Raw genomic sequence first — 13,065 nt, 5'->3', positions numbered from 1 at the left:
TTGACGTCGTTCTACAGCGGATGCATGTCCAGGAACCGGCGAATCGCCGGCACCAGCACGTCCTGCTTGTCTTCCAGCACGTAGTGGCCGGCGTCTTCGAAAGCATGCACTTCCGCATTAGGCAAAGCCGCGCGAAAACCGGCCAGGAAGTGATGGTCGAACACGAAATCCTTCAGTCCCCACCCAATGAACGCGGGACGGTCGGCGAACTCCAGCAACCGGCGTCCGCTTTCTTCCACCAGCGCCCAGGCTTTGTCGCCCGGCGTTAGCGGAATGTCCTGCATGAAACGCAAGGTGCTGATGCGGTTGGCCCAGGTGTTGTAAGGCGATACGTAAGCGCGGCGTATGTCCGCCGGCATTTTTCTTTCGACGCCCAGGTAGGACGCACCGGAAGAGAACGCATTGAACGCGCGGATGATGAAGGCGCCGAACTTGGAGTCGCGCCCTAGCGAGAGCTGCCAAGGCATCGGTTTCGACGCGGGCAGCGGAAAAGCGGCGGTATTGAGAATCACCAGCCGTTTCACCTGTTCGGCATGCGACAGCGCCCAACCGAAGCCGATCATGCCGCCCCAATCGTGCACCGCCAGCGTCACCGGCCCGGTGATTCCCAAGTGATCGAGCAGTGTTCGTACGTCATCGACGCGCGACTGCAGCGTGTAGTCGTAGCGGCTGTCGTCCGGCTTGTCCGACAGACCCATACCGATGTGGTCGGGCACAATGCAACGATATTTATCGCTCAATCCCGACACCAGATTGCGCCAGTAATAGCTCCACGACGGATTGCCGTGCAGCATCACGACGATCTCGCCATCGCGCGGGCCTTCGTCGAGATAGCTCATCGAAAGGCCGGGGCGGATCTGGAATTTCTTGGGGGTGAAGGGATAGCCGGGAAGGTTCATCGCAAAGACTCGTCAGTGGCGCGTAGCGCCTGAGGAACACGCATTCGCAGGCACGGCGACGAACGCGTTTGTAGATGTTTTTTGACAGGCCGGCTCACAGTCGCGTCATGACCGCAGTCCCGGCGCTTCTCCACTGCCAAGCAAATCAAACAGGGGGCGGTTCACGTAGTAATTATTCCTGCCCATGCGCAGCTTCTGCAGCATGCCTCCGTCCGCAAGCGCGTTGAGATACTTTGTGGCTGTCAATCTTGAGACGCCTAGCTCCCGCTGCACGAATTCGACCCGGGTGTAGGGGTGGTTGAACAGATTGTTGATCAGGTCCTGGCTGTAGAACTTGTAGTTGTCGCGCACCTGTTGCTTGGTCGTTTGCAGCAAGGCCTTGATGCCAAGGATGGTGCTGATGGTTTCGGCCGCGGTGGAGGCCACCGCGTCGAGCATGTACAGCACCCAGTCTTCCCAGGCGTCATCATCACGTACCGCTTGCAGCAGGCGGTAATAATCCGGCTTGGTCCTGACGATGTGGCGGCTCAAGTACAGCACGGGAATATCGAGCAGCCGCTCCTTGACCAGGTACAGCACGTTCAAAATGCGTCCTGTGCGTCCGTTGCCGTCGTAGAACGGGTGGATACTTTCGAACTGATGGTGGATGAGGGCCATCTTCACCAGAGGATCGGCAGCGTACGACGGCTCGTCATGGATGAATCGCTCCAGTTCACCCATCATTCGCAGGACTTCATTCGCGTCCTGAGGCGGCTCATAGATCACACGCCCTGCTCCATCGCGCAGCGCCGTTCCTGGCAACTTGCGAAAGCCCGCCTGATTGCATTCCAGTTGCTCCTGGATATCCAGGATGGCGTTGAGGGTCAGCAATCCGGTATCGCGAACTTGTTCGAATCCGGTGCGCAACGCCTGCCTGTAACGCAGCACTTCCTTGATGGCCGTACCGGTGGCGTCGGCCGGATTCTCCTCGCGGTAGAGGTCGTCCTGCGTGGTGACGATGTTCTCGATGGCCGAACTGTCCCGTGCTTCCTGCAGGGTCAGCGTATTGATCAGGATGTTCTGATTGGGGATGCTGGCCGCGACCCCCTTCAATTCCGCCAAAACACGGCTAGCGCCGTTCAGACGTTTGAGAACATTCGCGGTTTCGAAACGCCGAAAATCCAACGCCTGAAGCGAGGGGATGGGCATCCTTGCATCCTCATGTAAAGGAATGCCTATTCTATATGCACATTGCGGGCGACATGTATATTTTTATAAGAAAAATATACATGTCGCCCGCAATGTGCTCGACTCAGCGTTGTCGTCTTACCAGACCACTTCCGCCATCGAGCAATTCAGGCCTGAGCCGATACCCAGCAGGGCGATGCGGTCGCCTTTCTTCAGGCGGCCAAGCTCCTTGAGCTTGCTCAGCACGATCGGCACGCTGGCCGGGCCGATGTTGCCGTGTTCGCCGAAGATGGTCAGCACTTTTTTGGGGTCGATGCCGAAGGCCTTGATGAAGGCGGCCGTGTGCACCTGGCTGACCTGGTGGATGACGAACTGGTCCAGTTCGTCCACGGCCCAGCCCAGCGCCAGCTTGGCGGCAACGAAGGTCTTCTGCGCCAGCTTCAGGCCTTCGATCAGCAGCATGCGGGTGTCGGTGACCATGCGGTCCAGGTTGCCGCGGCACAGCGAGTTCCACTGGGTGGCGGCCTTGGTCACGCCGCCCTTGTAACGCGGGGCATCGGGCGTCAGTTCGGTGCGCGACATCACCATGGCGGCGGCGCCGCAGCCCAGCGTCAACGTGGCCAGTTCGTTGCGGAACTGCTCCTCGGTGACGTCCGGCGCGGTCATGCGCTCCATGGTCTTCTTGTAGGCGAGATTGGCGGTTTCGCCATCCACGACCAGGGCGTAGTCGATCTCGCCACGCTCCAGCATGCGGGCCGCGATGTCCATGCCGTTGATGAAGGCCAGGCAGGCATTGGCGACGTCGAAGTTCTGGCAGTTCTCGCCCAGGCCCAGGTTGCCGCACACGATGCTGGCCGTGGACGGCTCCAGGTAATCGCGGCTGACCGACGTATTGACTAGCAGGCCGATCTTTTCCGCCGGAACCCCGGCATCGGCCAGTGCCTTTCGCGCCGCCAGCGTGGCGACGTCCGAGGCCAGCTGATCGTCATCCCACAGGCGACGGGCATGAATGCCCGCGATGTCGCCCAGCACGTCGGTCTTGATGCCGAGGCGCTGCAGGGTGGGCTTGAGCTGTTCGTTGATGTCGTGCGACGTCAGCGTATGCGGCGCATCCACGTGCGCCAGTCCCGCGATGGAGACATTCTGGAAGAGCATCGAAGTTAGCGCCAAGGCTTAGGCGAAGGGGTCGACAAGATTACCGGCTTCCGTTCTTCACCGCATCTTTAGATTTGGCGCGGAATCGACCTTGCACGGTAACAAACGTGACGCATATCACATTTAATGTCAACGGCCGCCGCAATGGTAAGCCGCAAAACGCTGTTCGCCGTCGGCGGGATCACCCAACGGCTGGATGGTGTCGGCCTGGATACCCGGCGCCTCGTTGCGGGCCAAGGTCTCCAGTTCGTCGCGGACGCGCAGCTGATTGCGCTCGTAGAAGGCCACGCTGTCCTTGACCGACACCGCTACTTCGCCGCGCTTTTCGCAGCCGGCCGGTGCCGCGCCCGCCGCGACCACCCGGACCTGCTTGGCGCCCGGTGCCAGCTGTACCCAGGTACAGCCGGACAGCGTCAGGACGAGCGCTACGGAAATCGGTATGGCAAAACGCATGGCGAGACCTGGGTGGTTGATGAGATCAGGGGCATTCTGGCCCACGCAAGATGAATGGAAATGTGCGATGACACTCCGTCTCCACGACTGCAGTCCATGGAAAGGAGTTGCAACCGGGCACCGGCGAGTCATCGCCCCGGTACGTTGCGACGCGCTCATCTCCATGACACCGGATCATTCCTCGGGGCGCGACTTGCCATCCGCGTCCAAAACACTGACCTCGCCCAGACCCAACGCGCGGACGGGCTCTTCAATCTTGCTCAGATCGCCCACCACCACCCAGGTCAGGGCACCGGGCTGCAATTTCCTGGCCGCCGCGGTCACGTCAGCCGGCTGAATGGCCTCGTTACGCGCCTTGTACTGCAGGATGTAATCGTCCGGGCGGCCGTAGCGCTGATTGCTGGCGATCTGGCCCAGCACGGACGTGGCGGTTTCGTACGCGCCCGGCAGCTCCAGCGTGTTGCTGGCGCGGATCTTGGCGATTTCCGCCGGGGTGGCGGGCGCTTCTCCCTTGGCGAAGCGGGCGATTTCCGCCTGCAGTTCCTTGGCCGATTCGGCCGTCTTGTCGCTCTGCACCGCGGCGGAGGCAAACCAGGGCCGCTGGCCGAGCGTGTTGGTTGCGTTGCTATAGGAGCCGTAGGCCCAGTGCTTGTCTTCGCGCAGGTTCATGTTGAGGCGCGAGCTGAACTGCCCGCCCAGCACACCGTTGGCGAAATCGAAGTCGATGGTGCCGGCATCCCGCGTCGACGGCACCAACTGGCCGACGTAGATGTTGGATTGGATGGCGCCTGGCTGATTGATCAGGAATACGCGCGGCTTGGCCGGCAACGCGACCGGATCCACTTCCGGCACGGCCGGCGCATCGCCCGCCGTGCGCCAGTCGCCCAGGCGCGCTTCAAGCAGCGGCACGATCTGGTCCAGCGACGTATCGCCCACGATCACGATCCGCGCCTTCTCCGGTTGCAGCCAAGTCTGGTGGAAGCTCTTCAGATCGTCGCGCGTCAGCGATGCGATGGACGCTTCGGTGCCGCTGCCGGTGAACGGAATGGCATAGGGATGGCCCTGCCCGTACAACAGCGGCGGCATGATGCGCATCGCTGCCGTTTGCGGGCGCGCCTTTTCCTGCTTGATGCCGGCGATCCAGGTCGCGCGCACGCGTTCGATCTCGCTGCCATCGAAGGTCGGGCGGCGCAGCACATCGGCGTACAGGTCCAGCGATTCGGCCAATTTATCCGTCAACGCCGACAGACTGACGGAGGCATGGTCCAGACCGGCGCCAACATTGATTTCTGCACCCAGCGCTTCTTTGCGCGCGGCCAATTCCAATGCGCTGTAGTCACCGGCGCCTTCGTCCATCATCTGCATGGCGAAGCTGGCGCGGCCTAGTTTGCCTCCCAGGTCGGTGGTGTAGCCGCCGGGGAATTCCATGCTCATCTGCACCACCGGCGTTTCGTGGCGTTCGGCCAATAGCACCTGCATGCCGTTGGAAAGCGTGGCGCGTTGCACCGCCGGGAATTCCAGATCCGGGAAGCGCTCAGTCTTGGGCACGCCCTGGCTGCGGTCGACGTCGGTCTTGACTGTCTTGAACTTGGGATCGGGCGCGGGAATCGCGGCCGGTGCTGTTGCCGGCGCCGCCAGGACGCGCTCGGGCAATGACGATGCCGGTGTTTCGCTGGGCTGCACCACCAGCGTGTGCGAACCCGTGCCCAGCCAGCGCTGCGCGGCGGTGCGGATGCTGGCCGGCGTGGCGGCGTTCAATTCCTTCAGCTCATCCTGATAGCAATCCGGCTTGCCTTGGTAGACGGCGCAGGAGGCCAGCACGTCGGATTTGCCGCCGAAACCGCCGATGCGCTCGATGCCACGCACAAAGCTGGCGCGCCACAGGGTGCGTGCCTGTTCGACTTCCTCCGTTGTGGGTCCTTCGCGGGTCAGGCGCTGGATTTCCTCATCCAGGATCTTCTCCACCTTGGCCGGATCAACGCCTTCCTTCACCGTGGCGGTGACAAAGAACGTGCCGCTGATTTCACTGCTCCAGGCATAGGCGCTGACCTGGTCGGCCAGTTTGTCCTGGTGCACCAGTCGGGCATCCAGGCGCGAGGATGAGCTGCCGCCCAGCACCTGCGCATACAGGTCCAGCAAGGTCGCATCCGTCGTTCCCATTTCGGCCACCGGCCAGGCGCGGTAGATGCGCACCTGCGGCACGCGGTCGGGCACGATTTCACGCGTGTCCTGCGTGCGCTTGGGAATGTTGGTCTTCATGTCCGCCAAGGTGGCGCTGGCGGGAATGTCGCCGAAATAGCGCGCCGCTTTTTCCTTGGCGGTCTTCAGATCTATGTCGCCCGCCAGCACCAGCACGGCGTTGTTGGGGCCGTACCAGCTGCGGAACCAGGTCTTCACGTCATCCAGCGTGGCGGCGTCCAGATCGGCCATCGAACCGATGGTCTGCCAGCTGTAGGGGTGCCCGGCCGGGTACAACGCTTCGAAGATCTTGGCGGTGATGCGGCGGCCGTAGGGCTGGTTTTCGCCCTGGCGCTTTTCGTTCTGCACCACACCGCGCTGCTCATCCAGCGCCTTTTGGTCGATCGCGCCCAGCAGGTGCCCCATGCGGTCCGATTCCATCCAGAGCGCCATGTCCAGCGCGGTGGTGGGGACGTTCTGGAAATAGTTGGTGCGGTCTTGGTTGGTGGTGCCGTTCTGATCGGTCGCGCCAACCAGTTCGAAAGGTGCGAAGAACTCGCCGTTGTGGTTTTCCGAACCCTGGAACATCAGATGTTCGAACAGGTGCGCAAAACCAGTGCGGCCAGGCTGCTCGTTCTTGCTGCCCACGTGGTACCAGAGATTCACCGCCACGATCGGCGCCTTGCGGTCGGTATGCACGATCACCCGCAAGCCGTTGGGCAGCGTGAACTCCTGGAACGGAATCTCGATTTCCGCGCCCGCGACCGGCTTGGCCTGCGCCGCTTCCGGCAGATACGAGAGGCCGCCCAGTGCGGAGGACAAGGCAATGGCGAGCAGAGCCACACGCGGCCGGCGGAATACGGTCATCAGACACCCCTTTTGCTATCTATTGAACAAGCGACCGCCGATGCTAACCGCTGCATCGGGGTCTTTACACTAGGCCACACGGCATAGCGTCGCCAAACGTCTCTCCTACAGGTTCTCCTGCATACACATATATAAGGAACGGCATATGGATCGTCGGCACTGTCTGGTTACGGGAGCCAATCGCGGCCTGGGCCTGGAGTTCGTCCGCCAGCTGCTGGCGCGGCGCCATCATGTAGTGGCCACCTGCCGCCACCCGGGCAAGGCCACGGCCTTGAATACCTTGGCCGGCGAATATCCCGGACGCCTGCATGTGTTGCCGCTGGATGTGGCGGAACCTCGTAGCCATGCGGAGCTCGCGCGGGAATTGGCGCTGGTCACCGATGGCGAGAAGCTCGACCTGCTGGTCAACAATGCCGGTGTACTGCGCGGCAGCGAACGCTTCGGCCATGTCCAGCCTGCGGATCTGGAGGCGAGTTTCCGCACCAATGCCATGGGGCCGTTTCTGCTGGTGCAGACGCTGGCCTCGCAGATCGCCGACGGCGGCACCGTCGCTAACATTTCTTCGGAAGTAGGTTCGATTGCGTTGCGGCAGGAGTTCCGCACACCCAGCTACGCGATCGGCAAAGCCGCTCAGAACATGGCGACTTCGCTTCTGGCACAGGCGCTTGAATCGCGGCGCATCAAAGTGGTCGCCCTGCATCCGGGTTGGGTGCAAACGGACATGGGCGGCGAACAAGCCGCGTTGACTGCGCAGGAATCGGTCGCCGGGCTATTGCAAGTGATCGATCACCTGGATGAAGACGATTCCGGTGGATTCCTGGATTGGCAGGGTCAGACGTTGCCCTGGTGACGTAGGCAATCGGCTGGCCCGTTGCGTCCACTCGCTCTCGTAGAGCGGAGCTTGCTCCGCTGCTTTTGCTTTTCCGCCTATCGCCCTTCACGAGGCGTGACCGAAGAGCAGCGGAGCAAGCTCCGCTCTACGAGAAGCGCCTTCACGGCTATTCGTTACCGCCCGCCGTTGCGACGGCCTCATTGCTACTGATTCGGTCATATCGCGAGGCGCAGCTCCGCTCTACGAGAGCCTTGTAAAGCCGGCTATTCGCTATCGCCTGCCGTTGCGACGGCCTCATTGCTACTGATTCGGTCCTATCGCGAGGCACAGCTCCGCTCTACGAGAGCAAACCGTGCACAGCACATACGTGCAACCGTTCCCGCCTAAACAGCATCCAAATCCTTGTGTGAGCTTTTTGACCGGAGTTCGGCGCTGGCGGCGTGTCTGAGTCACACATCGCCCAACCCAACGTCTTAGTTCCCACAAGGGCGGCAAGAAGAACGGCAACCCGCCGGACAGTCCGAACGGACAGCGGACACTCCAGATGAAACAGATTCACCTTATAAATTAAATACTTACAGTTGGCACGACTTCTGCGTTAGCCCTGGCGAAAGAAAGAAGCCCTGCCGAAACACTGAACTGCAACTGAACGAAAGAACTAGAAGCACAAGTTCTGCTTGATCTGTCTGATTAGGTGTACTACCTTACTACCACACCACCGCTCCACAACATCAAAACATCACTACAGAGGCCCGACATGAACACCAAGACCCTGCTCCCCCTGACCGCCGCTGCTGTGTTCGCTCTGTGCGCCGGTTCCATGGTCATCTCCGCCACTCACGCCGACAACAACCGCCAAGCTAGCGACGCTTCGGCCGCTACCCACATCGTCACCCTGCCCGCCGTGTCGGTGAAGCCGGACCCGGCCGATCTGGCCTACTTCCAGACCTACAAGAACGTCAAAGTGGTTGACCTGGCCGCTGTGAACGTCCGCCCCGCCGCTGAAGACATGGCTTACTACCTGGCCAACCAAGCGGTGCGCATCGTCGATATGCCGGTCGTGACCGTACGTCCTTCGGCGGAAGACATGCAGGAATTCGCTACGCAGGCCGGTGCATTGGCTGGTCGGTTCGCAGCACGCTGAGCGCTTGAGCAACACCTTCTATCGCTTCACGTTTTTTAGCTTCACGTTTCATGGCAGCGCTCAGCTTCAATGCAACCTGCTCCAATGCAACCTGCTCCAATGCAACCTGCTTCACGTAGCCTGCAGTAGATCTTTCCGCCGGATGTCGTCATGGGCGCATAGCGCCACGTAGAATCCGCGCGATGACACCCGAATTTGATATCGACGTACTGCTGTACCAGCCGGAGATTCCCCCGAACACCGGCAACGCGATCCGCCTTTGCGCAAACACCGGCGCGCGGCTGCACCTCATCGAACCACTCAGTTTCGATCTGGAAGATAAGCAGCTACGACGCGCCGGTCTGGATTACCACGAATATGCGCGACTGCAAGTGCACGCCTCGCTTGAGGCGGCACTTGCCAGCGTCAAGCCGCAGCGCCTGTTCGCCCTCAGTACCCGCGGCACCCAACGCTATGACCAGCCACTCTACCGATCCGGCGACGCGTTTTTGTTCGGTCCGGAAACCCGCGGCTTGCCACAGGACGTGCTGGGTGCGCTGCCCGCCGAGCAGCGCCTGCGTCTGCCCATGCGGCCACAGAACCGCAGCCTCAATTTGTCCAACAGCATCGCCGTGGTGGTGTTCGAGGCGTGGCGGCAGGCAGGCTTTGTGGGTGGCACGTAGCCCTTCCTTGTGGGAGCGATGTAAGTCGCGACCGTAGCTTGTCGACAGACGGGAAAGCATCATGAATCACGTCGATGACGACGGCCATATGACTTTCATCGTCGCGACTTACGTCGCTCCCACAGGGACACGTCCCGCAAACCGCGCCAATCCATATGGCGCCAACGGAATGTCCGTCGCTTCGCCCGCCATCATCTGATCGATCAACTTGCCGGTCACCGGCCCCTGCGTCAGGCCGAGGTGGCCATGGCCGGTCGCCAGGTAGATGTCCTCATCGGGCAACTTATCGATGATCGGTAACGAATCGGGCGTGCAAGGCCGGTTGCCGGCCCACTCCGCTTCGGGTTTGCCGGACAGCGCTGGAAACAACGCACGCGCTTCCGGATCCAGCCGGTGGATCAGGTGGAAATGCGGGTCGCGTCCCAGCGCTGTCAGTTCCTTGATGCTGGTCATGCGCACGCCTCGCTGCATCGGCGACAGCACCATGTAGCGCTCCGCCCACAGCGTCGGGCGCTGCACGACGTCGTCTTGATGGCGATACATCAGGTGATAACCGCGTGCGGGAATCACCGGCAGCTTTGTTCCGAACGGTGCGAGTAAGCGATTGCTCCATGCGCCGGCGGCCAGCACCACCTTGCCGGCGTGCACGCTGTCGCGGTCGGTGACGATCCTATAGCCCCCACCTTCGTTGCGTATCTCCGATGCGGTGGCGATCAACTCGCTTGCGCCTTGCGACACCAGATGGTCGAACAACTGGCGGCAGAATTCGCCCGGGTCGCGCATTGCCAGCGAGTCGCGCTGAAATACCGCATGCTGGAATCTGTTGCCAATGCCCGGTTCCAGATCACGCAGCTGCGCGCCGTCCAGCACATCGAACGCCACACCACGCTGTTGCATCAGTTCGCGTTCCCACGCGCCTTTTTCGAAAGTCGCCGCTTCGCTGTAGACATGCAGATAACCCGTGTGCGCGATCAGCGAGCTAGCGCCAATATCCTCACCAAGCTCCAACCAGGCACCACGCGACGCAGCGTTGATGGCGTGCAACGCATCGATGATGGGCAAGACTTTGCCGCGCTGACCCTGCCGCAGAAATTCCAACAGCCAACGCGCGTAAGCCGGGCTGACTCGCCAGTCCAGCTTCAGCGGCGCCAATGGATTGGCCAGCATGCGCAATGCCTTCCAGACGATGCCCGGCGTGGATTGCGGCATGACATTGCCAACGGATATCGAGCCCGCATTGCCGAACGACGTTTCTCCGGCAGGTCCTTTGGCATCGATCAATACACACGACAAGCCGCGCTTGCGTAGGTAATAGGCGGCCGAGAGTCCAACGATGCCGCAGCCGATCACCGCCACGTCGGCAACACGCGGCGGATTGTTCTGGGATGGGGAGTTCATTGCACGGGAACGTCGTAGGCGGTATGAGGCGTTGGCTCTGGCTGGAACGTGTAGTGCCACCATTCCATCGGATAGTTGCGGAAGCCATGGCGCGCCATGGCATCGACCAGCAGCCGGCGGTTGCTGCGTTGTACCTGCGTGATGTCGGAATGACCGGTGTTGGCGCGCGCGTCGAAGAAATCGAACGCGGTGCCCATGTCCAGTTCCGTGCAGTCGTTACCCACACAGCGCACAACCGTCAGATCCACGGTAGCGCCGCGGCTATGGCCGGAGCTCTCGGCGATGTAGCCACCACCCAGTAGCGAGTTCTTGTCGAGATTGGGGTAGTACATCGGCTTGGTGCGTTGATCGTCCAGGTCCGCTGCCCAGGCGACGAAATGCTTCACCGAACGCACAGGGCGATAGCAGTCGAATATCTTCAGCGCCATTCCTTGCCGACGTAGATCCTGCTCGACTTTCTGCAAGGCTTCGGCTACCGGATGCAACAGATAGCACTTGGGCGCCAGATAGCCATTAACCTTTTCGCCCACGAAATTATCGTGGCCGGCGTAGCGGATATCCAAGCGGATGTCTGGCACCAGCGTCGCGATGTCGACCAGCCCGGCCTGTTCCGGCGTAGTAGCGGGGGAAACCTGCACCGGTTTAGCGGCGATCGCACACGATGACGTCGATACAGCCAGCAGAAACAGGTAGAGCATATGGCGGGACATATTAGCGGCAGTCGCCCACGCGGGTGAAATCGAGATCGGCATAGTCGTAACTGAAGTCCGCATCGGGGTCGACATGCGACAGCTTAAGCCGGACCGGTTGCGACGACTCCACCGCCACGAAATCCAACCAAGGCTCCGCATCCACGCTGACCTCATCCCAATCCACCAACCAGCGTGAACCGACTTGTATGACGGTACCCGTCAGCATCGGCGAACGGGGAGCATGGAAACGAATCTTTCCGCTTTCGGCACAAAGCGATACTTCACCGAACCAGGGGTCCTTGTAGCGTCCGAGCCAACGCTGGAATTCGTCGAGCTTTGCGGCCTTGCGCGCCGAAGTATCCGCGATCGCTCGCTTTTCCTTCTCGGCCGCCTTCTCGCGGGCGAGCGACTCAGCGTAATGCGCCACCGAGACGGATTGCTCCGGCGCCGTGTAGTGCTTGGCCAGCACCTGCCCCAGCACGACCCGCGCCTCATCGCCTTCGCCATTGGTCAGGATCACGATGCCGACCTTGCGGTCCGGCAGCAGGATCACCGAGGAATACATGCCGGCCAGACTACCGGTATGCGCCACCTTCCATTCGCCGTCGACGTCAGAAAGCCGCCAGCCGTAGCCGTAAGCCGAAAAATGACTGTTATCCCATTCGCGCATGCGTTGGGTAACCGGCATCGGCATGTGCGGTGTCCACACGGCCTTGCGTTGTTCGGCCGACAGCCAGGCAGGTTGGCGGTCTGGCGCCAACCACATGCCTACCCACGTCAGCATGTCGTTGAGGCTGCAGCGGATGCCGCCGGCCGCCATCGAAGTGATGTTGGGAACGACATCGCCGTCCTGGCGGATGACACGGTTGCCCGCCGGAGTGCGCATGTGCGGTTGCGCGACGTTACCGACTTTGGCGCGAGTCCATTCGCCGACCTGGCAGCGATTCATTCCCAACGGTTGGAACAGCTCGCGCTTGACCAATACTTCATACGGCTCTCCCGCCGCAGCCGCAGCCACTTCTCCCGCCACAACATACAACAGGTTGTCGTAGGCATAGTGCGAGCGGAAGCTGTGCGTGGGCTTGAGATGCGCCAGCCCGGCAATGATGTCTTTCCGGGTGAAATGGTTCGGCTCCGGCCACAGCATCAGATCGCCCGCGCCCAATCCCAAACCGCTGTTGTGGATCAGCAGACCGCGCACCTGCATCTGCTGCGTGACCCACGGATCGTGCATGCGGAACTGCGGCAGGTACTTGGTGACGGGATCATTCCACTTCAACTTGCCGGCATCGACCAACCGCGCCAGCACGCCCGCTGTCATCGCCTTGCTGTTGGAGGCGATCTTGAACAGCGTGTCGGCGTTGATGTTCTCGCCGCTGCCGGCCACTGTTTCACCCGCGGTACGCGAGTAGACGACCTTGCCGTCTTCGATGATGCCGACCGCCATGCCGGGGAGCTGATAACGCGCATAGGTATCGGCGAATGCCACGTCGGCGCGAGCCGAATCCAACCCGGCGGCGGAAAAAGAAATCCCTGCCAGCAGCAGGCAGGGAAGGAGGGAAATCACGCAATGTCTTGTACTTGGCATATCGGAATCCATGCACGCCCTTCTTTCACG

General features: G+C 61.3%; 11 protein-coding genes. 3 read left to right on the top strand and 8 right to left on the bottom strand.

Annotated features, from left to right (window positions below; all coding sequences use genetic code 11):
• Positions 1–11: 11 nt before the first annotated feature.
• From AB6O04_RS08230 to AB6O04_RS08210, 5 genes are all read right to left on the bottom strand, one after another.
• Complete coding sequence (locus AB6O04_RS08230; protein WP_368563364.1) at positions 12–899, bottom strand: alpha/beta fold hydrolase; 888 nt, start codon at positions 897–899, stop codon at positions 12–14.
• A gap of 105 nt (positions 900–1,004) precedes the next feature.
• The gene (locus AB6O04_RS08225) at positions 1,005–2,087 is read right to left on the bottom strand and encodes a Fic family protein (protein WP_368563363.1); all 1,083 of its coding nucleotides are present in this window, start codon (positions 2,085–2,087) and stop codon (positions 1,005–1,007) included.
• Between the two features lie 117 nt (positions 2,088–2,204).
• Positions 2,205–3,221 (bottom strand): 3-oxoacyl-ACP synthase III, encoded by a 1,017-nt coding sequence (locus tag AB6O04_RS08220; protein ID WP_368563362.1) that lies wholly within the window; start codon positions 3,219–3,221, stop codon positions 2,205–2,207.
• Between the two features lie 129 nt (positions 3,222–3,350).
• Positions 3,351–3,674, bottom strand: coding sequence for a DUF4156 domain-containing protein (locus tag AB6O04_RS08215; protein WP_368563361.1), 324 nt, complete (start codon positions 3,672–3,674; stop codon positions 3,351–3,353).
• 174 nt (positions 3,675–3,848) lie between these two features.
• A complete protein-coding gene (locus AB6O04_RS08210) occupies positions 3,849–6,719 on the bottom strand; it encodes a M16 family metallopeptidase (protein ID WP_368563360.1) in 2,871 nt (956 codons plus the stop codon).
• A 145-nt stretch (positions 6,720–6,864) separates the two neighbouring features.
• Between AB6O04_RS08210 and AB6O04_RS08205 the strand changes: the two genes are divergently transcribed.
• From AB6O04_RS08205 to trmL, 3 genes are all read left to right on the top strand, one after another.
• Positions 6,865–7,569, top strand: coding sequence for an SDR family oxidoreductase (locus AB6O04_RS08205; RefSeq protein ID WP_368563359.1), 705 nt, complete (start codon positions 6,865–6,867; stop codon positions 7,567–7,569).
• Positions 7,570–8,308: 739 nt separating this feature from the next.
• Positions 8,309–8,695 (top strand): hypothetical protein, encoded by a 387-nt coding sequence (locus AB6O04_RS08200; RefSeq protein ID WP_368563358.1) that lies wholly within the window; start codon positions 8,309–8,311, stop codon positions 8,693–8,695.
• Between the two features lie 182 nt (positions 8,696–8,877).
• Positions 8,878–9,357: a tRNA (uridine(34)/cytosine(34)/5-carboxymethylaminomethyluridine(34)-2'-O)-methyltransferase TrmL gene (gene trmL, locus AB6O04_RS08195; protein WP_368563357.1), complete on the top strand. Its 480-nt coding sequence runs from the start codon at positions 8,878–8,880 to the stop codon at positions 9,355–9,357.
• A gap of 108 nt (positions 9,358–9,465) precedes the next feature.
• On the opposite strand, the gene AB6O04_RS08190 is transcribed toward trmL, so the two are convergent.
• Genes AB6O04_RS08190 through AB6O04_RS08180 form a run of 3 tightly spaced genes read right to left on the bottom strand, consistent with a single transcriptional unit; the run spans position 9,466 to position 13,014 of the window.
• The gene (locus AB6O04_RS08190; RefSeq protein ID WP_368563356.1) at positions 9,466–10,755 is read right to left on the bottom strand and encodes an NAD(P)/FAD-dependent oxidoreductase; all 1,290 of its coding nucleotides are present in this window, start codon (positions 10,753–10,755) and stop codon (positions 9,466–9,468) included.
• Positions 10,752–11,465 carry a M15 family metallopeptidase gene (locus AB6O04_RS08185; RefSeq protein WP_368563355.1) on the bottom strand — a complete coding sequence of 238 codons (714 nt, stop codon included), beginning with the start codon at positions 11,463–11,465 and terminating at the stop codon, positions 10,752–10,754. The genes AB6O04_RS08190 and AB6O04_RS08185 overlap by 4 nt, the downstream gene beginning before the upstream one ends.
• A gap of 1 nt (position 11,466) precedes the next feature.
• The gene (locus AB6O04_RS08180) at positions 11,467–13,014 is read right to left on the bottom strand and encodes a serine hydrolase (RefSeq protein WP_368563354.1); all 1,548 of its coding nucleotides are present in this window, start codon (positions 13,012–13,014) and stop codon (positions 11,467–11,469) included.
• Positions 13,015–13,065 lie beyond the last annotated feature (51 nt).

Source organism: Pseudoxanthomonas sp. UTMC 1351 (genome assembly GCF_040948865.1).
Classification (GTDB): Bacteria; Pseudomonadota; Gammaproteobacteria; order Xanthomonadales; family Xanthomonadaceae; genus Pseudoxanthomonas_A.
This window is presented reverse-complemented; position numbering and strand designations above follow the sequence as displayed.

Excerpts from the sequence above, each read along its gene's own strand:
- AB6O04_RS08230 (WP_368563364.1), bottom strand. The coding sequence starts at position 899 with ATGAACCTTCCCGGCTATCCCTTCACCCCCAAGAAATTCCAGATCCGC.
- AB6O04_RS08225 (WP_368563363.1), bottom strand. The coding sequence starts at position 2,087 with ATGCCCATCCCCTCGCTTCAGGCGTTGGATTTTCGGCGTTTCGAAACC.
- AB6O04_RS08220 (WP_368563362.1), bottom strand. The coding sequence starts at position 3,221 with ATGCTCTTCCAGAATGTCTCCATCGCGGGACTGGCGCACGTGGATGCG.
- AB6O04_RS08215 (WP_368563361.1), bottom strand. The coding sequence starts at position 3,674 with ATGCGTTTTGCCATACCGATTTCCGTAGCGCTCGTCCTGACGCTGTCC.
- AB6O04_RS08210 (WP_368563360.1), bottom strand. The coding sequence starts at position 6,719 with ATGACCGTATTCCGCCGGCCGCGTGTGGCTCTGCTCGCCATTGCCTTG.
- AB6O04_RS08205 (WP_368563359.1), top strand. The coding sequence starts at position 6,865 with ATGGATCGTCGGCACTGTCTGGTTACGGGAGCCAATCGCGGCCTGGGC.
- AB6O04_RS08200 (WP_368563358.1), top strand. The coding sequence starts at position 8,309 with ATGAACACCAAGACCCTGCTCCCCCTGACCGCCGCTGCTGTGTTCGCT.
- trmL (WP_368563357.1), top strand. The coding sequence starts at position 8,878 with ATGACACCCGAATTTGATATCGACGTACTGCTGTACCAGCCGGAGATT.
- AB6O04_RS08190 (WP_368563356.1), bottom strand. The coding sequence starts at position 10,755 with ATGAACTCCCCATCCCAGAACAATCCGCCGCGTGTTGCCGACGTGGCG.
- AB6O04_RS08185 (WP_368563355.1), bottom strand. The coding sequence starts at position 11,465 with ATGTCCCGCCATATGCTCTACCTGTTTCTGCTGGCTGTATCGACGTCA.